Annotated in this window: 22 protein-coding genes and 1 riboswitch; of the genes, 12 read left to right on the top strand and 10 right to left on the bottom strand. The window is 58.1% G+C overall.

Annotated features, from left to right (window positions below):
* Positions 1-17: 17 nt before the first annotated feature.
* On the bottom strand, positions 18-1,535 hold the full coding sequence (gene ilvA / locus GFN93_RS01495) for a threonine ammonia-lyase, biosynthetic (RefSeq protein ID WP_153498667.1): 1,518 nt from the start codon (positions 1,533-1,535) through the stop codon (positions 18-20).
* A gap of 319 nt (positions 1,536-1,854) precedes the next feature.
* On the opposite strand from ilvA, the gene rpiA reads away from it, so the two are divergent.
* The gene (gene rpiA, locus GFN93_RS01500; protein ID WP_153498668.1) at positions 1,855-2,508 is read left to right on the top strand and encodes a ribose-5-phosphate isomerase RpiA; all 654 of its coding nucleotides are present in this window, start codon (positions 1,855-1,857) and stop codon (positions 2,506-2,508) included.
* A gap of 193 nt (positions 2,509-2,701) precedes the next feature.
* Here the strand turns inward: rpiA and GFN93_RS01505 are convergent, their stop codons facing one another.
* From GFN93_RS01505 to GFN93_RS01515, 3 genes are all read right to left on the bottom strand, one after another.
* Positions 2,702-2,983 carry a hypothetical protein gene (locus GFN93_RS01505; protein WP_153498669.1) on the bottom strand — a complete coding sequence of 94 codons (282 nt, stop codon included), beginning with the start codon at positions 2,981-2,983 and terminating at the stop codon, positions 2,702-2,704.
* 231 nt (positions 2,984-3,214) lie between these two features.
* Positions 3,215-3,727, bottom strand: coding sequence for a hypothetical protein (locus tag GFN93_RS01510; protein ID WP_235901617.1), 513 nt, complete (start codon positions 3,725-3,727; stop codon positions 3,215-3,217).
* Between the two features lie 125 nt (positions 3,728-3,852).
* A complete protein-coding gene (locus tag GFN93_RS01515; protein ID WP_153498670.1) occupies positions 3,853-4,803 on the bottom strand; it encodes an alpha/beta hydrolase in 951 nt (316 codons plus the stop codon).
* A gap of 89 nt (positions 4,804-4,892) precedes the next feature.
* On the opposite strand from GFN93_RS01515, the gene GFN93_RS01520 reads away from it, so the two are divergent.
* Positions 4,893-5,573: a flavin reductase family protein gene (locus GFN93_RS01520; RefSeq protein WP_235901618.1), complete on the top strand. Its 681-nt coding sequence runs from the start codon at positions 4,893-4,895 to the stop codon at positions 5,571-5,573.
* Here the strand turns inward: GFN93_RS01520 and GFN93_RS01525 are convergent.
* Entirely contained in the window at positions 5,563-5,901 is a 339-nt protein-coding gene (locus GFN93_RS01525) for a hypothetical protein (RefSeq protein WP_153498671.1), read from the bottom strand. The genes GFN93_RS01520 and GFN93_RS01525 overlap by 11 nt on opposite strands.
* Before the next feature lie 175 nt (positions 5,902-6,076).
* Here GFN93_RS01525 and GFN93_RS01530 point away from each other — a divergent pair, with 175 nt between their 5' ends.
* Positions 6,077-6,508: an META domain-containing protein gene (locus GFN93_RS01530; protein WP_235901619.1), complete on the top strand. Its 432-nt coding sequence runs from the start codon at positions 6,077-6,079 to the stop codon at positions 6,506-6,508.
* A 371-nt stretch (positions 6,509-6,879) separates the two neighbouring features.
* On the opposite strand, the gene fba is transcribed toward GFN93_RS01530, so the two are convergent.
* The 4 genes from fba to tkt form a co-directional block, all read right to left on the bottom strand.
* A complete protein-coding gene (fba, locus tag GFN93_RS01535) occupies positions 6,880-7,944 on the bottom strand; it encodes a class II fructose-bisphosphate aldolase (RefSeq protein ID WP_153498672.1) in 1,065 nt (354 codons plus the stop codon).
* Between the two features lie 113 nt (positions 7,945-8,057).
* Positions 8,058-9,221, bottom strand: coding sequence for a phosphoglycerate kinase (locus tag GFN93_RS01540; protein WP_153498673.1), 1,164 nt, complete (start codon positions 9,219-9,221; stop codon positions 8,058-8,060).
* Between the two features lie 47 nt (positions 9,222-9,268).
* A complete protein-coding gene (locus GFN93_RS01545; protein WP_153498674.1) occupies positions 9,269-10,285 on the bottom strand; it encodes a type I glyceraldehyde-3-phosphate dehydrogenase in 1,017 nt (338 codons plus the stop codon).
* A gap of 85 nt (positions 10,286-10,370) precedes the next feature.
* A complete protein-coding gene (gene tkt, locus GFN93_RS01550; protein ID WP_153498675.1) occupies positions 10,371-12,371 on the bottom strand; it encodes a transketolase in 2,001 nt (666 codons plus the stop codon).
* A gap of 181 nt (positions 12,372-12,552) precedes the next feature.
* Between tkt and GFN93_RS01555 the strand changes: the two genes are divergently transcribed.
* The 9 genes from GFN93_RS01555 to GFN93_RS01595 all read left to right on the top strand — a co-directional run bounded on the left by GFN93_RS01555 (position 12,553) and on the right by GFN93_RS01595 (position 22,679).
* Positions 12,553-13,527, top strand: a complete 975-nt coding sequence (locus tag GFN93_RS01555) for an ArsR/SmtB family transcription factor (RefSeq protein WP_153498676.1) — start codon at positions 12,553-12,555, stop codon at positions 13,525-13,527.
* 209 nt (positions 13,528-13,736) lie between these two features.
* Positions 13,737-14,885, top strand: coding sequence for a methionine adenosyltransferase (gene metK / locus GFN93_RS01560; protein ID WP_153498677.1), 1,149 nt, complete (start codon positions 13,737-13,739; stop codon positions 14,883-14,885).
* A gap of 91 nt (positions 14,886-14,976) precedes the next feature.
* Positions 14,977-15,054: riboswitch (S-adenosyl-L-homocysteine riboswitch) on the top strand.
* Between the two features lie 20 nt (positions 15,055-15,074).
* Positions 15,075-16,463 (top strand): adenosylhomocysteinase, encoded by a 1,389-nt coding sequence (gene ahcY, locus GFN93_RS01565; RefSeq protein ID WP_153498678.1) that lies wholly within the window; start codon positions 15,075-15,077, stop codon positions 16,461-16,463.
* 107 nt (positions 16,464-16,570) lie between these two features.
* Positions 16,571-17,398 carry a methylenetetrahydrofolate reductase [NAD(P)H] gene (gene metF, locus GFN93_RS01570; RefSeq protein ID WP_153498679.1) on the top strand — a complete coding sequence of 276 codons (828 nt, stop codon included), beginning with the start codon at positions 16,571-16,573 and terminating at the stop codon, positions 17,396-17,398.
* A 342-nt stretch (positions 17,399-17,740) separates the two neighbouring features.
* Entirely contained in the window at positions 17,741-18,208 is a 468-nt protein-coding gene (locus tag GFN93_RS01575; protein WP_153498680.1) for an aminoacyl-tRNA deacylase, read from the top strand.
* 146 nt (positions 18,209-18,354) lie between these two features.
* Positions 18,355-19,803, top strand: coding sequence for a pyruvate kinase (pyk, locus tag GFN93_RS01580; protein ID WP_153498681.1), 1,449 nt, complete (start codon positions 18,355-18,357; stop codon positions 19,801-19,803).
* A gap of 273 nt (positions 19,804-20,076) precedes the next feature.
* A complete protein-coding gene (locus GFN93_RS01585) occupies positions 20,077-21,018 on the top strand; it encodes a DegV family protein (RefSeq protein ID WP_153498682.1) in 942 nt (313 codons plus the stop codon).
* A gap of 260 nt (positions 21,019-21,278) precedes the next feature.
* Entirely contained in the window at positions 21,279-21,497 is a 219-nt protein-coding gene (locus tag GFN93_RS01590; RefSeq protein WP_153498683.1) for a hypothetical protein, read from the top strand.
* A gap of 27 nt (positions 21,498-21,524) precedes the next feature.
* Positions 21,525-22,679: a hypothetical protein gene (locus GFN93_RS01595; protein WP_153498684.1), complete on the top strand. Its 1,155-nt coding sequence runs from the start codon at positions 21,525-21,527 to the stop codon at positions 22,677-22,679.
* A gap of 194 nt (positions 22,680-22,873) precedes the next feature.
* Here the strand turns inward: GFN93_RS01595 and GFN93_RS01600 are convergent, their stop codons facing one another.
* Entirely contained in the window at positions 22,874-23,281 is a 408-nt protein-coding gene (locus GFN93_RS01600; protein WP_153498685.1) for a GFA family protein, read from the bottom strand.
* Positions 23,282-23,361: the final 80 nt, after the last annotated feature.

Consider the following 23,361-nt stretch of genomic DNA (forward strand, 5'->3'; position numbering starts at 1 on the left):
AAGACGCGGACAATACGCTAGTTGAGGAACAGGCGATAGGCCGGATTATCGCTTTCTTCCACCATGGGGTAAGGCACCTTTTTCAGGTCCGCCAGCAACTGGCCGCCCTTGCCCTCTTCCACCTGGAAGCCCACCAGCACCCGACCATAGGCGGCACCGTGGTTGCGATAATGAAACAGACTGATATTCCACTTTCCGCCCAGCGACTGCAGGAACGCCATCAAGGCGCCGGGACGCTCGGGAAATTCCACCCGGAACAGGCGCTCGTGCAGGTCCTGCCGGGAAGTATGCCCTCCCACCAGATGCCGGATATGCAGCTTGGCCATCTCGTTGCCGCTCATATCCACCACGGGATAGCCCTTTTCATCCAATTCCTGCATCAAGGCCTGCAAGGCCTTGCCACCGGGCTTGAGCTGAATACCCACGAAGATATTGGCCTGCCGGTCATCGCTGTAACGATAGTTGAACTCGGTGATGCCACGACGCCCCAGCGCCTGGCAGAACGCACGAAAGGCGCCAGGCCTTTCCGGGATCGTGACACCGAGCAGGGCTTCACGCTGCTCGCCCAATTCGGCGCGCTCGGACACATGCCGCAGACGATCAAAATTCACGTTGGCGCCACTCTGGATCGCCACCAGTGTCTGGCCCTCTACACCATGCCTGGCCACCCAGTTTTTCAGTCCCGCCAGCGCCAGTGCACCCGCAGGTTCACAGATAGCGCGGGTATCTTCGAACGAATCCTTGATGGCGGCACAGATCTCATCGGTGGTGGCGGTGACCACTTCGTCCACATGATCCTTGAGGATCTTGAAGGTTTCCTTGCCGATCTGTTTCACTGCCACACCGTCAGCAAACAACCCGACCTCCTTGAGGATGACCCGGCGCTTGCTGTCCATGGCCGCTTTCAGGCAAGCCGCATCTTCTGGCTCCACCGCGATGATTTTGACTTCCGGGCGCACATACTTCACATACGCTGCCACCCCGGCTGCCAGGCCGCCACCGCCAACCGGTATGAAGATGGCATCCAGGTCGCCGCTGAGCTGACGCAACAACTCCATACCCACCGTGCCCTGCCCGGCAATCACATCCGGGTCATCGTAAGGGTGCACAAAGGTCAGGCCGCCCTTCTCTTCCAGGATCCGCGCATGGGCCAGCGCTTCATCAAAACTGTCACCAAACAGCACCGCCTTGCCACCATGGTTGCGTACCGAGTTCACCTTGATGTCCGGTGTGGTCCGCGGCATCACGATAGTGGCCTTCACCCCCATGGAGGTGGCGGCCAGCGCCATACCCTGAGCGTGGTTACCCGCCGAGGCGCAAATCACGCCCCGGTCCAGCTGCTCCTGGGTGAGCTGGCAAAGCTTGTTGTAGGCACCACGCAACTTGAAGGAGAACACCGGCTGGAGATCTTCGCGCTTGAGCAGTACCCGGTTGCCAATTCGCTTGGAAATCAACGGCGCTGCATGAATGGGCGTTTCTACCGCCACGTCGTAGACGCGGGATTGCAGTATCCGTTTGACGTATTTATCCAGCATGAAGGTATCCGGGTGATCTCATCAGAAAGGGGGAACAGGCGTCCTAGTCTAGGGGCAGGACAGTGTAATTGCGATAGTCCGGGGTCGAGTCCGCGTCGCCGCTGCCCTATAATTGGTATCTCACGGGTTACCGGGAAAGCGAAACCGGGCGGACGCCAGAGGTCCAGGCGACTGACATCGGGTCAAAACCGTTCAATCTCGTGTTTTTTAGCTTATCGCGTCCGACCTCCGACCCTGGACGTCCGACCGGGTTGAACCCTGGCTCATTCAAGATGACCATTGGCTCTCATCACATTCACCAGCATGACAGGACGGTTTCATGGATCAGGATGCGCTGAAAAAGCAGGTGGCAGAAGCCGCACTGCGCTTTGTGCCTGAGGGCGAATATATCGGCGTGGGCACCGGCTCCACCGCCAACTTCTTCATTGATGGCCTGGCCACCATGAAAGACCGAATCAAGGGCGCAGTAGCCAGCTCTGAAGCCACAGCAGAGCGCCTGAAAGGCCACGGCATTACCGTGGTATCGCTCAATGATGTGGACCGCCTGCCCGTTTATGTAGATGGCGCCGACGAAGTGAACGCCCACCGGGAAATGATCAAGGGAGGCGGTGGCGCGCTGACCCGGGAAAAGATCGTGGCCGCCGTCGCCGATCAGTTCATCTGCATCGTGGATGGCTCCAAGCAGGTCAAGCGCCTGGGCAAGTTCCCGCTACCCGTGGAAGTGCTGCCCATGGCCCGCTCCCATGTAGCCCGCAAGCTGGTGGCACTGGGCGGCCAGCCGCAATACCGTGAAGGCTTTGTCACTGATAATGGCAACATCATTCTCGATGTTCACAACCTGGATATTCTCAACCCCATCGAACTGGAAGAGAAGATCAACAACATTGTTGGCGTAGTCACCAACGGCTTGTTCGCCAAACGCCCGGCCAACGTGGTGCTGGTGGGCGAGAACGGTAGCGTCAATCAGTTTTAAGCAACGCGGCACGCAACACGCCTGAAACAAAAAGGCCCGCCCGGGAAACCGGGCGGGCCTTTTTTTGGCTGAACCCCTGCAGGAGTTCAGCTCACCTGAACGATCCGAGCCCAAGCGAGGCAAGACTCCCGGAAGCAAGTAACAAGTTCAGAAAAAAACGACGGCGAGGTCAGCGGTTTTATGCGGTTCTGCCTTACGGCTTGCGATTCATCTCCCGGATCATGTCATCGCGGCGATGCTGGATGCGATTATGAAGATCCTGCTGGCGGGCATTGGATTGCTCCCGCTGCGCATCACGATGATCCTGCAATCGCTCCTGCTCACGAAGGCTCTGCTCTTCGCGGAGGTATTCCGAGGTGGCATCAGGACCAGGTTGCCACACCGCTGAAGCAGACTCTGCTGCAGCGACAGCGGCCAACGGCAGCAGCATTATGGGGAGGGCCATTCTGATGCTCACTTTCCGTTGCGCGCTCATGACCCTCTCCCTGCAAACAATACAACCGGAGGTCTCACGACTCCATCTTTCTGAAGTTCCACTATGCCAGACATCACTCACCAACGCGTGAAGCCCTCCTGTACAAGGCTTCAGGGATCGTCCCCACGGTTTTGCCTTTAGATGTTGCGTAATGCATGCAGCGTGTTGCGGCCGCAGAGCGGCCAAAAAAAAGGCCGCTAAATAGCGGCCTTTTTCATTCCTCAGGGAGAATTAATCCCAGAAGTTGAACCACGGCTTGGCTTTCGCCTTGGCCTCGGCATTGGCGTTAACTGCGCCAGCTTCACCAGCTTCTACGTTGGCATCAACTTCTGCTTCCGCACCAGCTTCCATGGCAGCCTTGGCTTCATCACGACGCTGCTTGGCGGCGTCCTTTTGCTTCTCCATGCGCTCTTCGGCGGCCTCATGCTCATCTTCCATGCGGTCTTCGGCATCGTCCATCTTGGCCTTGCCTTCTTCGCGCTTGGCTTCTGCCTTGGCCTTCATTTCCTTGTGCTTGGCTTCCATCTCCGCCTTGTGGGCGTCGCGCTTCTGCATCATCTCTTCTTTCTTGGCCTGACCTTTTGCCTTGGCCTCATCGCGACTTTCGCGCATTTCCTGCTCAGCAGCCTTGGCATCTGCGTCGGCGCTCACCGCCGCATTGATCCCCGCATTCAAATCGGCAACCGCCACCTGGCTCAACATTGCCGCACCGGCTGTCATTGCCAGCATGATCTTCTTATCCATACTTTTCTCTCCTTGCTTCCTACCTGGTTGGTACGAATCTGATGGTCCAATCTTCGCTAAATACCTTGTGCCAAACCCCGATTCAGCTCAAGTAACAAACCGTAAAATCGGGAACCGACGCAACTTCAGGCCAAATACTGATCAATAATAGCGAAAATTTTCTGTCGATAGTCTTCATTTTCATTGGCCAGCTGATGGCGAGCCCCGGGCAGCATGTGAATACGCGGCTCCATGAACTTGCTTCGGATCACATTCATGTTGTATCGCCAATCGACTGTTTCATCCAGATCGCCCTGAATCACGATGGGCGAGACATGAATGTGCGACACCTTCTCGAAGCCTGGCAACCATTTTTTCAATGCGCTTACCCAGATAGCCGACACCCGGCGCGCTTGAAGTGGGTCCTTGTTTTCCAGAAAGTCGAGAAAATCCGGATCATTCGAATTGATCGAGAACACACGCTTGATGCTTTTCGAAAACGGGCTGATCGCGGTATGCAGCCAGCGGGCCGTACTCCACTTGAACGGCCGCACCAGAGGCGCGAGCAATATCACATGCTCAAAGGGATTGTTTGCTCCTTCGCCACGGCTAGCCAGGTAATCCATGACGATGGCACCGCCGGTACTCTGGGCAATCACATGCCAGGGGTGGGGGAAGTGGTTGGCTGCCAGGGTCAGACACTGTTCCAGCACCCGCCTGTAAGTGAGGAAATCGTCGATGACAGCCTGGGGACCAGAGCTTAAACCATGACCGGGCAAATCATAGGCCAGCACCGCATAGCCAAGATCCAGCACATGGCCGATCACATGGCGATACAGCCCCACATGGTCGAAGTAGCCGTGGCATACCAGCACGGTACCGCGCGGATTTTGCGGACGCCAGGCATGAACAGATATCTGGTGACCATCAGCCTCGAAGTAACCAAAACCATGCTCAAGGCTTGGCAGGCGCTCGGCAAAATTCAGCCCGTAGTAGGCGATGTACTTCTGGCTCGACTCGCTCAGCGGGTCGAATTGCTCCCAGTTGAGCGGCTTCCAGTCCTGCCTGATATGGTCACGGTCGAAAGGGTTTTCCATGGCTGGTGCGGGATCTCCACGGTTTGCTCACAGCATCTCCCGATAATACGGGCACAGCCGCAATGTCGAAAGGACAAGTCCCTTTGGCAATGAACCATCCCGCTTTCTTCATCGCAGAACTGAATGGGAATCCCATGCATTTCAACACCCAGTCGCTGGACGCATTACCCAAAACCACGCGTGTGAACCTGATCAACAGCCTGACCGGCTTCAAGAGTGCGAACCTGATTGGCACCCGCAGCAACAACGGTCAGGAGAATCTTTCCATTGTTGGCTCCTGTTTCCATCTTGGGGCCGACCCTGCATTGATGGGCATGATCATTCGCCCCCATTCCGTGGACCGACACAGCCTCGAATACCTTCAGGAGACCGGCTACTTCACCCTGAATCATGTCCATGAGGGGATTATTGGCGCAGCGCATCAGACTTCGGCCCGTTACCCCCGTGAGGTATCAGAATTCGGCGCAACCGGCTTGACGCCCCTCTACAGCCATGACTTCCCCGCCCCTTTTGTGGCGGAGTCACGCATTCGGCTGGGCATGAAAGTGATCGAAACGCAGGACCTCGCCGTCAATGGCACCGTACTGGTGATCGCGGCTATTGAGCACGTGCTACTCGCGCAAGGGTTGATGGCAAGCGATGGATATGTGGATGTGGAAGAAGCAGGTACCGTAGCGCTATCCGGGCTGGACAGCTATCACCTCACCCGGCGCGTGGGTCGCTGGCGCTATGCCAAACCGGACCTCACACCGCAGAAAATCAGCGACTGAGCAGCGGCTCCGGCATGGGCTGTTGCAGCGCCAGCAGCCCCCACCATGCGGTGAGCGCCAGAATCGGCAATGACAACAACAGACCCCACAGCACCAGACGATTGGCCCAGGGATTGAGATCCCGATGACTCAGGGCAAAGCATTGAGACGCCGGCACCGGCAACAACAGAATAACAAAGCCCCACACCCACAGCTTCTCCCCAAAAGCAGTGATCATCAGGGTCAGCCACCCCATCCACATCAATCCCACCCCCACGGCGGACAACAGCGCAAGTGGCAGGGCAACCCACTGATGCTGGACGTAGAAATCGAGAAAGGCGTTGAGCATGACAGGTTCCGGTAAGTGTCAGGGTGTGCAGGCATTGTCCGCGCTTGTGGCCGCGGGTCAACATCGCTTCCCTGTTATCTTGCCCCATATCAAGATGTTCGCCACATCAGGGAAACTTTATTCCCGGTTCCCGCTCTAATCCGTGAATCCGGAACGTTGAATAAAAGGAAACACCATGAAAACCCTGCTTCGTACTGCGCTGGTTGCCGCCAGCATTTCGCTGACCGCAACGTGCAGCACCGCATCCGACCATCACGATGGACACCATGCAATGCCTGGATTCGAACAACTCAGCGGTGAACCCTGGCAGGTGCAAAGCCTGAACGGCAAACCGGTCGGTAATGCCTCTGTGACACTGGTGTTTCCTGAAGAGGGCAAACTTGCAGGCCGCGCCGCCTGCAACAACTACATGGCCAGCTACAGCGATGGAGACGGACACTTCACCATCCAGCCCGGCGCAATGACCCGAAAGGCCTGCATGCCACCGCTGATGGCAATGGAACAGCAGTTCGTGGAGGCCCTGAAAGGGGTTAACACCGCCGTGCTGAATGATCTGGGCGAGCTGGTGCTGAGCGGTGAAGGCGTGGAGATCAAGGCGACGCGGTAAAAGGCAGGACGCCTGACGCCAATGATGAAACCGCTGCAGGAGCGAGCCTGCTCGCGATCCGAGCCTAAGCGAGGTAAGGATTCCAGAGACGAGTTTCGAGTACCGAGTTTCGAAAATCAAAAAAACGGCGGCTAGACACGAGGTTTGGTTTTTTCGAAACTCGTAACTCGCGACTCGAAACTATTACCTCGCCTTGGCTCGGATCGCTTGCAGGCAAGCTCCTACAGCGGCTTCGAACCAACCTCTTCCTGGTTTACCTCAGCAACAAAAAGGCCGCCCCCATATTCGGGTGCGGCCTTTTTGTTGTCCGCTGGCAACCACCTCAACCGCGTTCTTGCATGTGGCGTGAAGCGTGGTGCGTGCAGCGTCTCTTACTTCACCCGCGGATCCAGCTCGCCGGAAGCGTAACGCTCGAACATGGCTTCCAGGTTGATCGGCTTGATCTTGCTGGCGTTGCCGGCGGTGCCGAAGGCTTCGTAGCGTGCGATACAGATATCACGCATGGCAGTCACGGATTCCGCCAGGTATTTGCGCGGATCGAACTCGGCGGTGTTGCCGGCCAGGAAGCGGCGGATGGCACCGGTGGAGGCCAGACGCAGGTCGGTGTCGATGTTCACCTTGCGGACACCGTGCTTGATGCCTTCCACGATTTCTTCCACCGGCACCCCGTAGGTTTCCGGAATCTCGCCACCAAACTCGTTGATGATGGCCAGCCATTCCTGAGGCACAGAAGAAGAACCGTGCATGACCAGGTGGGTGTCCGGAATGCGCTGGTGGATCGCCTTGATCTGGTCGATGGCCAGGATGTCACCTGTGGGCGGACGGGTGAACTTGTAGGCACCATGGGAAGTACCGATGGCGATGGCCAGGGCATCCACCTTGGTCTTCTTCACGAAGTCAGCGGCTTCTTCAGGATCGGTCAACATCTGGTCGTGGGTCAGTTTGCCCGCCGCACCGATGCCGTCCTCTTCACCGGCTTCGCCGGTTTCCAGGGAACCCAGACAACCCAGCTCGCCTTCCACGGACACCCCACAGGCGTGGGCCATTTCCACGGTACGGCGGGTTACGTCCACATTGTATTCGTAGTCGGTGGGGGTCTTGCCGTCTTCACCCAGAGAGCCGTCCATCATCACCGAGGAGAAACCCAACTGGATGGAGCGCTGGCACACCGCCGGGCTGGTGCCGTGATCCTGGTGCATCACCACCGGAATGTGCGGAAACTCTTCCACCGCCGCCAGAATCAGGTGACGCAGGAAAGGCGCGCCGGCGTATTTACGGGCACCGGCAGACGCCTGCACGATCACCGGGGAATCGGTCTTGTCCGCCGCTTCCATGATGGCGCGCATCTGTTCCAGGTTGTTCACGTTGAAAGCCGGAACGCCGTAACCAAACTCGGCGGCGTGATCCAGCAGCTGACGCATGCTTACTAGTGCCATTTTCGTTTCCCCTTCGTTAACCGTTTGCGGCGGAACATCACCGCCTCACTTCGTTCATTACGGCCCAACACTTGACGCCTTTCTGTCTGCGCCGGGCGCCCAGCATCCGGCGTTTAATCGTTTGCCCGCGCTTCCAACATGGCCACGGCCGGCAGCACCTTGCCTTCCACAAACTCGAGGAAGGCGCCGCCACCGGTGGAAATGTAGCTGATCTTGTCGCTGATGCCGTATTTGTCGACGGCGGCCAGGGTGTCGCCACCACCGGCGATGGAGAAGGCATCGGAATCGGCAATGGCTTCCGCCATTTCACGGGTACCTTCACCAAACTGATCGAACTCGAACACACCCACCGGGCCGTTCCAGATGATCGTCTTGGCTTCCTTCATCAGGGCCGCCACGATGTGGGCAGTCTGCGGACCAATGTCGAGAATCATGTCGTCCTCGGCCACGTCTTCCACTTTCTTGGTGACCGCTTCAGCAGATTCAGCAAATTCCTTGGCAGTAACCACATCCACCGGAATCGGGATATGCACTTTCTCGGCAATCTTGTTGGCCGCCTCAATCAGGTCGGCTTCATACAGGGACTTGCCTACCGGGTGACCGGCAGCGGCCAGGAAGGTGTTGGCAATACCGCCACCGACGACCAGCTGATCAACCTTGTCGGACAGCGCTTCCAGCACTTCCAGCTTGGTGGACACCTTGGAGCCACCCACAATAGCCACCAGCGGTTTTTCCGGCTTCTGCAAGGCTTTGCCCAACGCATCCAGTTCATTGGCCAGCAGCGGACCTGCACAGGCCACCGGAGCAAACTTGCCGACTCCATGGGTGGACGCCTGGGCGCGGTGCGCAGTGCCAAAGGCATCCATCACATAGATGTCGCAGAGCGCGGCCATCTTTTGTGACAGCGCTTCGTCATCTTTCTTTTCGCCGCTGTTGAAACGAACGTTCTCGCACAGCACCACCTGACCGGCATCCACGTCGACACCGTCCAGCCAGTCCTTGATCAGCGGCACTTCACGGCCGAGCAGGGAGCCCAGGTGATCGGCCACTGGCTTGAGAGAGAATTCCTCGGCGTACTCCCCTTCGGTGGGGCGCCCCAGGTGAGACATCAGCATCACTTTCGCCCCGGCCTTGAGAGCATGCTCAATGGTCGGCAGTGAGGCACGGATACGGGCATCACTGGTGACCTTGCCGTCTTTTACCGGCACGTTCAGGTCTTCGCGGATCAGAACGCGTTTGCCTGCCAGATCCAGGTCGGTCATGCGCTTGAAGTTCATCGTTCTCTTACCTCATTCACGGCCACCGCGTAGGGGCTGTCTGTCAATCAGTGTTGCTGTGATTCGGCCATGGCCGCCACCCAGTCCAGCAGGCGGTTGGCATAGCCCCATTCATTGTCGTACCAGGCCACCACCTGCACCATGTCGCCCTGCACCCGGGTCTGGGTCACATCGACGATGGCGGATTCCGGACGGTGGTTGAAATCCACGCTCACCAGCGGCTCGTCATTGTAGCCAATCAGCCCCTTCGACGCTGTTGCCTGCTGGTATAACCATTCATTGAGACCCTTGGCATCCGGTGTCTGTTCCAGACGCAGGGTCAACTCCACCATGGCCACATTCAGGGTGGGCACACGGATAGAGCTACCGCTGATCTTGCCTTCCAGCTGCGGCAGCACCTGCTGTACCGCACCGATGGCACTGCTGGTGGTGGGCACGATATTCTGTGCCCCGGCCCTACCCCGGCGCGGATCCCGGTGGACATGGTCCAGCAGGGTCTGGTCCGAGGTGTAGGCATGGATTTCTTTCATCAATACCTGTTGTACCCCGAAGGCTTCGTCCAGCCGTGCCAGCAGCGGCGCGATGCAATGGGTCGTGCAAGACCCTGCGGACAATACCTTGCTGTCGGAAGACACCGCCGCCTGGTTCACACCGAAGACCACCACCTGGTCAGCCTGATCGAACGGCACGGCGCCGATAATCACTTTTTTGGCACCTGCCTCAATGTGACGGGAGGCGCCCGCATGGCTTCGGAAATGGCCGGAGCACTCCAGCACCAGATCCACATCCATTTCACCCCAGGGCAACAGCTCAGGCCTGGGCTGCTTTAGCAGTCGAGGCGCCTGCTGACCGATGCGCAACATGCCCTCGATCAGTTCTGCCGGCTCCGCTAACCGCCCATGGGTAGTGTCATAGCGGGTCAGATACAGCAGATCTTCCGGCCGGCCCTTGTCGTTGATCGCCACCAAGGTAAAAGGCGCCTGCCAGCCCGCCCCCTCACGCTCGGCGAGGGCTCGGACAAAGGAGCGACCGATACGGCCGTAGCCGTTGATGGCAATTCTCATAGCGGTCTGACGTCGGACGTCTGAGGTCCGACGCTAACAGGGTTTGTCGTCCGACGTCTGACGTCCGACTTCCGACCCGTCTCTATCAAAGCAATGACTCCACCGCTTCCTGTACAGCCTCAGCGGTAATGTTGAAGTGCTTGAACAGATCACCCGCCGGAGCAGAGGCACCGAAGCTGGTCATGCCGATCACCTTGCCGTCCAGACCGACGAAGCGATACCAGTAATCGGCGATAGCCGCTTCCACAGCGACACGGGCGCGCACGGCAGTCGGCAGCACGCTCTCCTGATAAGCCGCGTCCTGGGCGAGGAATTCTTCCACACAGGGCATGGACACCACACGGATATTCTTGCCGCTCAGGGCCTGGGCCGCCTGCACGGCCAGCTCCACTTCGGAGCCGGTGGCAATGATGATCGCGTCCGGGGTGCCTTCACCGGTCTGCAGCAGGGTGTAGCCGCCCTTCTCGATCTCGGCCAGCTGCTCGCTGCCACGCTCCATGCAGGGCAGGCCCTGACGGGAGAAGATCAGGGAAGACGGGCCATCCTGACGCAGGATGGCTTTCTTCCAGGACACTGCGGATTCCACCGTGTCACAGGGACGCCAGGTACGCATGTTCGGAGTCAGACGCAGGTTCGCCATCTGCTCGATGGGCTGATGAGTCGGACCATCTTCACCCAGACCGATGGAGTCGTGGGTATAGACCAGAATGTTGGGCTGGTGCATCAGTGCCGCCATGCGCACCGCATTACGCGCGTATTCCATGAACACCAGGAAGGTACCGCCGTAGGGGCGCAAGCCACCGTGCAGGCACAGACCGTTCTGCACCGCGGTCATGCCGAATTCGCGCACACCGTAATGGATGTAGTTGCCGCTGGCATCGTCCGCAGTGACGGACTTGCAGCCTTTCCAGATGGTGTTGTTGGAGCCGGCCAGGTCAGCAGAGCCACCGGCCAGTTCCGGCAGCAGCGGGCCAAAGGCATCCAGGGAGTTCTGGCTGGCCTTGCGGGTGGCCACTTTCTCGCCCTTTTCCTGACACTCGCGAATATAGGCATCGGCCTTGTCGGCGAAGTCTGCCGGCAGCTCGCCCGCCATACGGCGCTCAAACTCGGCAGCCAGTTCCGGATACGCTGCTTTATAGGCTTCGAAACGCTGCTGCCACTCGCTCTGCGCGGCCGCGCCGGCGTCGCTGGCATCCCAGGCATTCTTGATGTCAGCGGGAATCTCGAACGGACCGTGCTCCCAGCCCAGCTGCTTGCGGGTCAGGGCGATTTCTTCGTCACCCAGGGCGGCACCGTGACACTCTTCCTTGCCCTGCTTGTTGGGGCTGCCGAAACCGATGATGGTCTTGCAGCAGATCAGGGTGGGCTGATCCGGTGTCGCCTTGGCCGTTTCGATGGCGGTGCGGATCTCTTCCGGGTCGTGGCCATCCACGTTCGGGATCACCTGCCAGCCATAGGCGCGGAAACGCTCCACCGTATCGTCGGTGAACCAGCCTTCCACTTCACCATCGATAGAAATGCCGTTGTCGTCATAGAAGGCCACCAGCTTGCCGAGGCCCAGGGTGCCAGCCAGGGAGCAGGCTTCATGAGAAATGCCTTCCATCATGCAGCCATCACCCAGGAAGCAGTAGGTGTTGTGGTCGACGATGGTGTGCCCGTCACGGTTGAACTGGCCCGCCAGCATTTTCTCGGCCAGCGCCATACCCACCGCATTGGCAATGCCCTGACCCAGCGGGCCAGTGGTGGTCTCAATGCCAGGGGCATCGCCGTATTCCGGATGACCGGCAGTGGGGCTGCCCAGCTGACGGAAGTTCTTGATGTCCTCAATGCTGACGCCGTAGCCAGACAAGTGCAGCAGGGAGTAGAGCAGCATGGAGCCGTGACCATTGGACAGCACGAAGCGATCACGATCGGCCCACTTGGGATCCTGAGGATTATGTTTCAGGAAACCGCGCCACAGCACTTCGGCGATATCGGCCATGCCCATGGGGGCGCCGGGGTGGCCTGAGTTGGCTTTCTGGACCGCATCCATGCTGAGGGCACGGATGGCATTGGCGAGATCACGGCTGGCGGGGGCACTGGACATGCAGGGCTCCAAACTGACTGGTGGCTGAAAAGGGGCGCTATTGTCCCTCATGGAGTTAAGGGCTACAAGCGCCGCCGCCCGCCGCCGCGCAGCCACGCCACTTCCCTCAACGTGAAGACCACGCCAACACCTATATCAATTTATTTTGATTTAGGTTTGCAATGCGCTAGACTTTGCCACCATGAATGCTCAGGCACCCAGCACTCCAGAGGTTACCGACCACCTGGCAGGCTTTCTCAAGGCTGCTGGAGATCCGTTGCGCCTCCAGGTACTGCAGGTGCTCGGGCAGAGCAGTTTTGGCGTGCTTGAGTTGTGCGACATCATGGCCATGAAGCAATCAGGCATGAGTCACCATCTCAAGGTGTTGGCCCAGGGCGGGCTGGTGGAGAAACGCCGCGAAGGCAACTCCATCTTCTACCGCCGCCGCCTGCCCCAGCCTGATAGCGTGGAAGGCGCCCTGCATAGCGCCCTGCTGGACGAACTGGATGAGGGCGTGCTGAACGATCAGGTGGCGGCAAGGCTGGAGCTGGTGCAGAACCAGCGTGCCGAACAAAGCCGGGCCTTTTTTGCCCGTCATGCAGAGCACCTGGACGCTCAGCAGGAACTGATCGCGGATTATGACCAGTACGCCGAACAGGCCGCAGAGTTATTGTTGCGGGCCTGCCCGGACGGACAACAGGTACTGGAAATTGGCCCCGGTGACGGCCAGTTTCTGGCCGAGCTGGCCAGCCGGTTTAAACGGGTCATTGGCCTGGACAATGCCGAGGCCATGCTGGCGGTAGCCCGCCAGGCTGTCGCCAAACAGCAAAATGTGGAACTGATACTGGGTGAATGGCCGGCCAACGCCAGCACCCTGCCCGCGGTGGATGCCGTGGTGCTGAACATGGTGCTACATCACCTGCCCTCCCCCGCCAGCGCCATCCGCGCGGCGGCCCGGCAGTTAAACGAAGGCGGCACCCTGCTGATCACGGACCTGTGCCCGCATGATCAGCACTGGGCCCACGAAGCCTGCGGCGATGTCTGGCTCGGCTTTGAGGAAGTCGACCTGGTCAACTGGGCCGGGCGTGCCGGTCTGGAATTACAGGAAACCCAATTTCTGGCATTGCGGAACGGGTTTCAGGTGCAAGTGAGAACGTTCAGAAAGAATGGCAAGTAACAGGATTCAAGCGGCAGAACACAATTTATGCCGCTTGCGTCAAACCGGGCTCGTCGCGAGTGACGAGAAGCGAGTTTCGAAGTTCAAAGAACCGGCTCTTAAGGTTTTGCTTTTCGAAACTCGCGTCTCGTAACTCGAAACTTAATCTTTATCCGCGTTGCTGCGTGTTGCATGCAGCGTGAAGCTTAACTACAGGGAGCACTCCAGAAATGAGTGAATATTCCATCTTTACTTCCGAGTCCGTGTCCGAAGGTCATCCGGACAAAATGGCCGACCAGATCTCGGACGCTGTTCTGGATGCGATCATCAAGGATGATCCCCACGCCCGTGTGGCGGTGGAAACCCTGGTGAAAACCGGTATGGCCATCGTGGCCGGCGAAGTACGTACCAGCACCTATGTGGAACTGGAAGACATCGTTCGTCAGGTCATTCTGGACATCGGCTATGACAGCTCAGACAAGGGCTTCGACGGCGCCAGCTGTGCTGTTCTGAATGGTATCGGCAAACAGTCCGCCGACATCGCTATCGGCGTGGACGAAGCAGATGACAAGGACCTGGGCGCAGGCGACCAGGGCCTGATGTTTGGCTTTGCCACCAATGAAACCGACACCCTGATGCCGGCCCCGATCTTCTACTCTCACCGTCTGGTGGAGCGCCAGGCAGAACTGCGCAAGAACGGCACCCTGCCGTGGCTGCGCCCGGACGCCAAGAGCCAGGTGACCCTGCGCTACGAAAATGGCAAGCCGGTGGCCGTGGACGCCGTGGTGTTGTCCACCCAGCACGCCCCGGAAATCGGCCTGAACGACCTGCGTGAAGCGGTGATGGAAGAAATCATCAAGCCGGTGCTGCCGGAAGAGTGGCTGCACAAGGACACCCTGTACCACGTGAACCCCACCGGTATTTTCGTTATCGGCGGCCCCATGGGCGACTGCGGGCTGACCGGCCGCAAGATCATCGTGGACACCTATGGCGGCATGGCCCGTCACGGTGGCGGTGCATTCTCCGGCAAGGACCCTTCAAAGGTGGATCGCTCTGCGGCCTACGCCGGTCGTTACGTGGCCAAGAACATCGTGGCCTCTGGCCTGGCCGACAAGTGCGAGATTCAGGTGAGCTATGCCATTGGTGTGGCTGAGCCCACCTCCATCTCCATCAATACGTTCGGTACCGGCAAGCTCAGCGATGACGCGATCGTGAACCTGGTGCGTGAACACTTTGACCTGCGCCCGCGCGGCATCATCGAGATGCTGGACCTGCGCAAGCCGATCTACCGTCCCACCGCCAGCTACGGCCACTTCGGCCGCGAAGGCTTCAGCTGGGAGAAGACCGACAAAGCCGAGGCCTTGGCCAAAGCTCTGTAAACGATTCTAAAGGAGCCGCGTTTGAGTCGCGTACCGTCGCGACGCTTTTGCAACCTCAAGCGCGGCTTCTGCAAGGAAAGATTTTGACTCACCCCTCGAGGGGCGCTGCAGCGGCATGACCGCGAGGCTCGCGGGGCGGGTTCACAAAGAACAACGGCGCCCATTCGTCAAAAACGAATGGAGAAAACCATGAACGCAAAAGTGGATAGCTTCACCGACTACAAAGTCGCTGACATTTCCCTGGCCAACTATGGTCGTTCTGAAATTGATATCGCTGAAACTGAAATGCCGGCACTCATCGCCATCCGCGAAAAGTACCGCGCCGAGCAGCCGCTGAAAGGTGCCAAGATCATTGGCTGTATCCACATGACCATCCAGACCGCCGTGCTGATCGAAACCCTGCAGGCGCTGGGCGCCGAAGTACGCTGGTCTTCCTGCAACATCTTCTCCACCCAGGATCACGCTGCCGCTGCTATTGCTGCTGCAGGCACCCCGGTATTTGCCTGGAAAGGTGAAACCGAAGAAGAGTACATGTGGTGTATCGAACAGACCTGCCGTGACGGCAACGGCGAACTGTGGGATGCCAACATGATTCTGGATGACGGCGGTGACCTGACCGGCTACATCCATGAGACTTACCCGCAGATGCTGGACAACATCCACGGCATCACCGAAGAGACCACCACCGGCGTGCATCGTCTGTATGAAATGCTCAAGAAAGGCACTCTGAAAGTGCCGGCGGTGAACGTGAATGACTCTGTTACCAAGAGCAAGAACGACAACAAATACGGTTGTCGTCACTCCCTGAATGACGCCATCAAGCGCGGCACCGACCACCTGCTGTCGGGCAAGAAAGCGCTGGTCATCGGTTACGGTGATGTGGGCAAGGGCTCAGCCCAGTCTCTGCGTCAGGAAGGCATGATCGTGAAAGTCACCGAGGCCGATCCCATCTGCGCCATGCAGGCCTGCATGGACGGCTATGAAGTGGTCAGCCAGTACAAGGACGGCATCAACGATGGCACCGCTGCGTCCATCAACACCGACCTGCTTGGCAACACCGATCTGCTGGTGACCACCACCGGCAACTTCAACGTGTGTGACGCCAACATGCTCAAGGCGATCAAGAAAGGTGCCGTCATCTGTAACATCGGACACTTCGACAATGAAGTGGATACCGCCTTCATGCGCAAGACCTGGGAATGGGAAGAAGTGAAGCCGCAGGTCCACAAGGTATGGCGCAACAAGGCTGAAGGCGACTTCCTGCTGCTGTTGTCAGAAGGCCGCCTGGTGAACCTGGGCAATGCGACCGGCCACCCCAGCCGTATCATGGATGGCTCCTTCGCCAACCAGGTACTGGCTCAGATGTACCTGTTTGATCAGGCCTACGCCAGCCACTCTGACACCGTGAAAGAAAAGATGCTCAAGGTAGAAGTGTTGCCCAAGCATCTGGACGAAGAAGTGGCCCGCTACATGGTGGAAGGTTTCGGTGGCGTGATCACCAAGCTGACCCAGGAACAGGCGGACTACATCGGCGTGGGTGTCGACGGACCGTTCAAGCCCGAGCAATACAAGTACTAAGGGCGCAAGACGCCGGACGCTAGACGCCGGACGCTTTCAGGCTCGTTTGACGAGCCAGCGTCTGGCGTCAGGCATCAAGCGTCAAGCGCCTCGCGAAGCGAGGCATCATGAAACGAATCAGTTTTGAATTTTTTCCTCCGAAAACCGACGAGGGAAAAACCAAGCTGCTGGCGACACAGAAAAAACTGCTGGTGAAAAATCCGGAATTTTTTTCCTGCACCTTCGGCGCTGGCGGCTCCACCCGTGACAACACCCGAGACATGGTCAACAAGCTGCGCGAGCAGCATGGCGACACAGCACCTCACCTGAGCTGCATTGGTCAAAGCAAGGACGAAATCCTGGAACTGGTCAACGGCTACAAGGAATCCGGTGTAACCCGTATTGTGGCACTGCGAGGCGATCTGCCTTCCGGCATGGGCTATGCCCAAAGCGAGATCAAGTATGCCGATCAGCTGGTTACCTTGATTCGCGAAGAAACCGGCGATCACTTCTCCCTGGAGGTCGCGGCGTATCCGGAAATGCACCCGGAGGCACGCAGCTTTGAAGATGACATCGCGCACTTCAAGCGCAAGATCGACGCCGGCGCCAACAGTGGGTTGACCCAGTATTTCTACAATGCGGATTCCTATGGTTACTACATGGACGCACTGCAGAAACAAGGCTGCGATGCCCCCGTGTACCCCGGAATCATGCCCATCCTCAACGTGGCCAATCTGCTGCGCTTTTCCGGCAACTGCGGCGCGGATGTGCCACGCTGGCTGCAAAGCAAGCTCAATGACATCAAGGATGACGACGCTGCCGTCAAAGCCTTTGGTGAAGAAGTCGTCACCCGTCTGTGCGAACGCCTGCTTGCCATGGGCGCACCGGGCCTGCATTTCTACACCATGAACCAGGCCGGTCCAAATCTGCGCATTCTGGATAATCTGGGGCTGTAAAGAGCAGCTGCAAGCCTCAAGCTACAAGCTGCAACGCGGGCAGGGTTTGTACCAAACGACACACTCCCTGCCCGCGACATCCAGTTGAAAGATTGAACGCCCGGGAACTTTTCCGGGTTTTCCTGTCGACGAGCTAGCTTGTAGCTTGTAGCTTGTAGCTTGTAGCTTGTAGCTTGTAGCTGATTATGATCTAACGATCTTTCCGTTAGCACATAAGCGTATTTCACCCCGGCTTCACACACCTTTACTCTGAAGTAACATTCATTGTACTGGCCTTGCGTCAGTTATCGTCTGTGCGCAAGGCAGCGTTATCCTGGTTTACCCCGCCGGGAGGAGGCAGTCATGGCTACGCGCGTTCTGACAGAATATCTCGATAACAACGACATCTATTATCACTGCTACAACCACGCTCCTGCCGTTACCGCAGCCGAAGTGGCTCAGTCCAGTCACATTCCCGGAAGGCACATGGCCAAGACCGTGATCGTGAACGTGGATGGCTCCCTTGCCATGGCAGTACTCCCTGCGGATCAGTACATGGATCCGGAGAAATTGCGCCTGGCACTTAATGCTGAACACGTAAGACTGGCCAGCGAAAAGGAGTTCAAGGACCGTTTCCCGTTCTGCGAAACCGGCGGCGAGCCGCCCTTCGGTAACCTTTACGGCATGGAAGTCTATGTGGACGACACCCTCGTCAATCAGGACTGGATTGCTTTCAACGCCGGCTCCCATACCGAGGTCATCAAGATGGGGATGGGCGACTTCCTGCGCCTCAGCCAGGCCAGCACCTGCTCATTCGCCATGCTGCATTGATATACCGCTCAACCCCTTCATTCCCGCCCTCCCGGGCGGGTTTTTTTTGCCCGCCTTCGTGCTAACGTCAAAGGCACGCTTGCTCTGTCATCGTTCTATCGCAATGACGTGCTATGCTCATGCAAAACAGATACTGGAAAGAGTGAATGACACGACGCACCAAGATTGTTGCCACCCTGGGCCCCGCCTCTACTTCCGACAGCATGCTCGACGCCCTCATTACCGCCGGCGTTAACGTCTTTCGCCTCAATTTTTCCCACGGCAGTGCCGATGACCATCGCCGCACTGCCGACAAGATTCGTCATCTGTCTGAACAGCAGCAGAAGGCCGTGGCAATTCTGGCCGACCTGCAGGGGCCGAAGATTCGCATCGGAAAATTCCGCGACGGCCCCATTGAATTGAAGAACGGACAGAGCTTCACCCTGGACACCGAACTGGATGATGACTCAGGTACCCAGGATATCGTTGGCATCAGCTATCCACCGCTGCCACAGGATTGCGAGCCCGGCGACGTATTACTGCTCAATGACGGCCTGCTGGAACTGCAAGTCGACCGCATCGAGGGCAGCAAGGTTATCTGTACCGTGCTGGTTGGCGGCACCCTGTCCGATCACAAAGGCGTGAACCGTAAGGGTGGCGGCCTGAGTGCCAAGGCGCTCACCGAGAAAGATCTCAACGACATCATCACGGCTGCCGACATGGCCGTGGATTTCCTCGCGCTGTCTTTCCCTCGCGATGCAGAGGATGTCAATGAAGCCCGCCGCCACTTCCATGCTGCCGGCGGCACCGGCGGGATTATTGCCAAGATCGAGCGGGCTGAGGCCGTTGCCGACGACAATACCCTCGATGAAATCATCCTTGCTTCGGACGGCGTTATGGTCGCCCGTGGCGACCTGGCCGTGGAGATTGGTGATGCCGAACTGGTCGGCGTACAGAAGCACATCATCCGTCGCGCACGGGCTCTGAATCGCTTTGTCATCACCGCCACCCAGATGATGGAATCCATGATTCACAGCCCTCAGCCCACCCGGGCAGAGGTATCGGATGTGGCCAATGCCGTGCTCGACGGCACCGACGCGGTCATGCTGTCGGCAGAAACCGCCGTGGGGGACTACCCGAAAGAAACGGTGCAGGCCATGGACCGAATTATCCTCGGCGCAGAACGCACCTGGCAGGAGCGTCGTACAGACCGCTCGCTCAATGAGCAGGCAGACAACATTGATGAGGTGATCGCCATGGCGGCCATGCAGGCGGCCAACCGTTTGAGCAATGTCTCCGCCATTATCGCCATGACGGAAACGGGCAACACCCCGCGGCTGATGTCTCGCCTGCGCTCTGGCATGCCTATCTTCGCTTTCACCCCGACACCGGCAACCCAACGCCGGGTATCCATTCTTCGTGGCGTGCAAGCCATTGCCTTCGACAGTACTGCCATTCCCAGTGAATCAGTAAACCGTCAGGCCGTGGAAATGCTCGAGAAAATGGGACATGTCAAAACCGGTGACCGGGTACTGATCACCAAAGGCAATTATGCCGACGCCCATGGCGGCACCAACACCCTCAAAATTGTCGAAGTCGGGGGTAATGTTCAGTAGGGGGATAGTCTGCACTCATGGAGCCAGAACAGGACACGGGTGTAATTTTCTCGCCATCATCGCCGGCCCACCAGCCAGACGCCTGACGCCAGATGCCTGACGAATAGTAAAACCTGCGAGCCTGCGGGTTTTCAGCGTTGGGCTTCAGGCATCTGGCCTCCAGCGTAACAATCTTACACCATACCCATACGCAAAAAGACGTCAGTTTCGGGACGGCCGTTCTAGACTCAATCTCAATAAAAAACCCTTCTCTCGTTTACAGGGCCTATAACAATGAGAATTGGTCTGGTAGTGGATTCGGGCTGTGACCTGCCCAAGGATTTTATTGATGCCAACAACATTCTTGTCATGCCGGTCCCCATCCGTATTGGCAAGGAGCTCTATGTTGATGACAGGGACCCTCAGCGCGCCAGGGAATTTTATTCTCGTCGTGAGGTCGACAAGAACCACGATGCGGAAACCGCTCCCCCCAGCGTAGAACAGATCCGCACACTGTTTCTCGAAAAAGCCGCCAGCACATTCGATTACGCCCTGGTGCAAACTGTTCCCAAAAGTCGTAGCCCGATTTTCGACAATGCCTCGGAGGCGGCACACAGCATTCTTTCTGATTACAAAAAATATCGTGAAGCCGCCGGGCTGGAAGGCCCTTTCCGTATCCGGGTCAGCGACAGCCAGACACTGTTTGCCGGACAGGGAGTACTGGCTGCCGAAACCATTCGGTTGATTAACAGCGGCATGAAAGTGGGCGATATCCGTCAGCGGATCAACGACCTGACACCCAAAACCACAGGCTATGCGGTGGTACCCGATCTCTACTACGTGCACAAACGCGCCCGCAAGAAAGGAGATAAAAGTGTCGGCTTTGTGGGCGCTTTGATGGGGTCCGCACTGGATATCAAACCGATTCTTTGTGCCCGACAAGATCAGACCTTCCCGGTTGCCAAGGTAAGGGGCTTCGAGCAGGCGGTGGAAAAAATGTTTCGTCATGCCTGCACCTGTATCGAGAAAGGGCTGCTGGCACCGATTGTGTGCGTCAGTTATGCCGGTGATACCGATGCTGTTTACCAGATGCAGGGATTTGAGGCGTTCAAGGCCTGCGCCGAGAAGCACAACATTCAACTCCTGATCAGCCACATGGGGCTCACCGGCGGAGTCAATATCGGACCGGGCGCCATCAGCGTCGGATTGATAACGGATCAGCAAACACTGTCCTGAATGTTCGGGCTTACCTTATTCCTTTTACACTCCAGCGATGTGTCTGTGTCGCAACGGATAGCCATCACCGCCCCAGCCGGGGCGGACACCCCGGCACAGCACGCTCCTGGCCAAAGGGCAACCTGCCGGCCCTTTCTGGAGCGCCCTTCCAGTCCGGCTTTTCGGCAATTCCATCCTCCCGCAGGGCTGGCATAGTAACGCCCTTGTGCCCGTGCGAAGGGCCAGCCCCATCGCACCAGCCCCGATACAGAGGAGGAACCATGTCTGATTCCATCAGCACCCTGAAAGCCAAAGGCTTGCCCGCCGACGCGCTGGCCTTTATCGAATCCCTGCCCGACGATCAGGGAAACCAGCTTGCCGAGGCGGTACTCGCCGCGCTCACCACCAAGGACAACCGCGTGGAAAAAGCCATGAACAATGCGCTGAACGTGGTACCCGGGCCGTTCCGCCGTCCGGTCAAGAAAATGCTGTTCGGTTAACACGCGACACGCTACAGGACATCTCACATGCATATTGAAACGCAAGCCGAACTGCTCAAGCTGGGCCGACTGCTGGAAACCGAAGAGAACAGTCTGGACTTTCTCGACGGGCAGGACCTCGGCCAACTGGCCACCTTCCGCAACACCGTATCGGCCTTCTTCTATGCGCAGCACCAGGACAGCTATCAGCGTCTGGCAGGCATCAGCAAGCTGGTACCCACTGGCGCCAGCGCCAAGCTCGCCACTTCAGTTCTGGGCTCCGTACTGGCTGCCGGCATCGCCTCCGAGCTGCCCGCCGATCGCGCCATCAAGCTGGCCGACAAGTTGCCTGATGATTTTCTGGCGAAGCTGTGCATTCACCTGGAACCCTCCCAGTCCCGCGATCTGCTGGCGGCCATGCCGGACAAGATTGTGGCACGGGTTGCCCAAACGCTGCTGGCTATGGGCGAGCACATCACCCTGGCCCGCTTTGTCGCCGTGATCAAGCCGACGGCTCTGGCAGCCATCACCGCCACGGTGAACAGCGGCGAAGCCATGGTGAAAATTGCCCTGTACCTGGAAGACAAGAGCAAGCTGAACACGCTGCTGGAATTGCTCAGTGTGGATCAACAGCGCGCCACCGTGAAAGCCGCCACCGAACACGAGCTGTGGCCTGCGGTGCTGTCCCTGAACGGACACGTCAACACCTCACTGCGAGGTCAGCTTGGCAACATGGTGGCCGACCAGGGAGAGTCTGTTCTCAGCCACCTGATTGAAGTGGCCAGCGAACAGCGTCTGTGGACCAATCTGCTGCAGGCAGTGAACGCCATGGACAATGCGCACCAACAAAACATTGTGAATCTGGAAGCACTGCGCCAACCCGCCGTTGTGGAAAGCCTGATCAGCACCGTGGCAGAAGAAAACAGCTGGGACGAACTGCTCGACTTGCTGCCGCTGATGGACCAGGCCCACCTGTCCCCGGCGCTGGACGTACTCACAGGGTCGCAGGCAGCTTCATTGGCTCAGGCACTGGAAAACGCTCACGACAGCAAGTTGCTCGGATTGTTTGGCCACCTGCCGGACAGCGCGATTTCAGCCATGGCAGAGGCCATCAAGGGCAACGCCGCCAGCCAGTGGCAAGCGTTTGCCGGACGTAATGGTGACGCCCATGAAATCGAAGCATTGAAGGCGGCGATAGGCTGAACTGTCAGGCATGTCCAGTAAGCCGAACCCCCCTCTACCGCTCTGTTGGAGAGTGGTACAGGGAGTTTGGCTGATTTTCGAGTTTCGAAGAGCAAAACCCAACCACGTCAACCGGGAAGGGTTTATCCGCTTTTGATTTTCGCTCTTCGAAACTCGTACCTCGCGACTCTTGTCTCGTTACTGTCTTCTATCCGTTAAACCTGTACCGGCCGCCCTTCTGGATACTGGGGGAGGTCGTCGTTGATTGGCCACCAGTTGCAGGCCGATGCAACGTAGAAGTGAAATGCCGGACGAGTCTTGAGCGGCTCATTGAGCAACCCCGCGCGAATCCGTACAACACCGGGCAATGAGTCCAGGCAGCTATAGAGTGGCGACCCGCACTCACGGCAGAACACCCTCTTCTTTCCCGGCGAAGACTCAAACGATTTCAGCAATGCCTCCCCCTGAACCCAATGGAGCGCCTCCGTTTTCACCGGAATATTGGTCACCAGCGCCGTGCCCTGGGCCTTGCGACACTGCTGGCAATGACACACCTGGATCGGTTCGAGCTCACCCGCGATTTCGAATGCAACGCCGCCGCAGAGACAACTTCCTGTATACATGCTTTCTCCCTGAAAGACATCATGACCATGAGAGAACAGGATGGAGCTGCAAGCGCCTGCCTGCAAGCGAAACGCAGTAG

The sequence above is a fragment of the Alcanivorax sediminis genome, from assembly GCF_009601165.1.
In the GTDB taxonomy this organism is placed as follows: Bacteria; Pseudomonadota; Gammaproteobacteria; order Pseudomonadales; family Alcanivoracaceae; genus Alcanivorax; species Alcanivorax sediminis.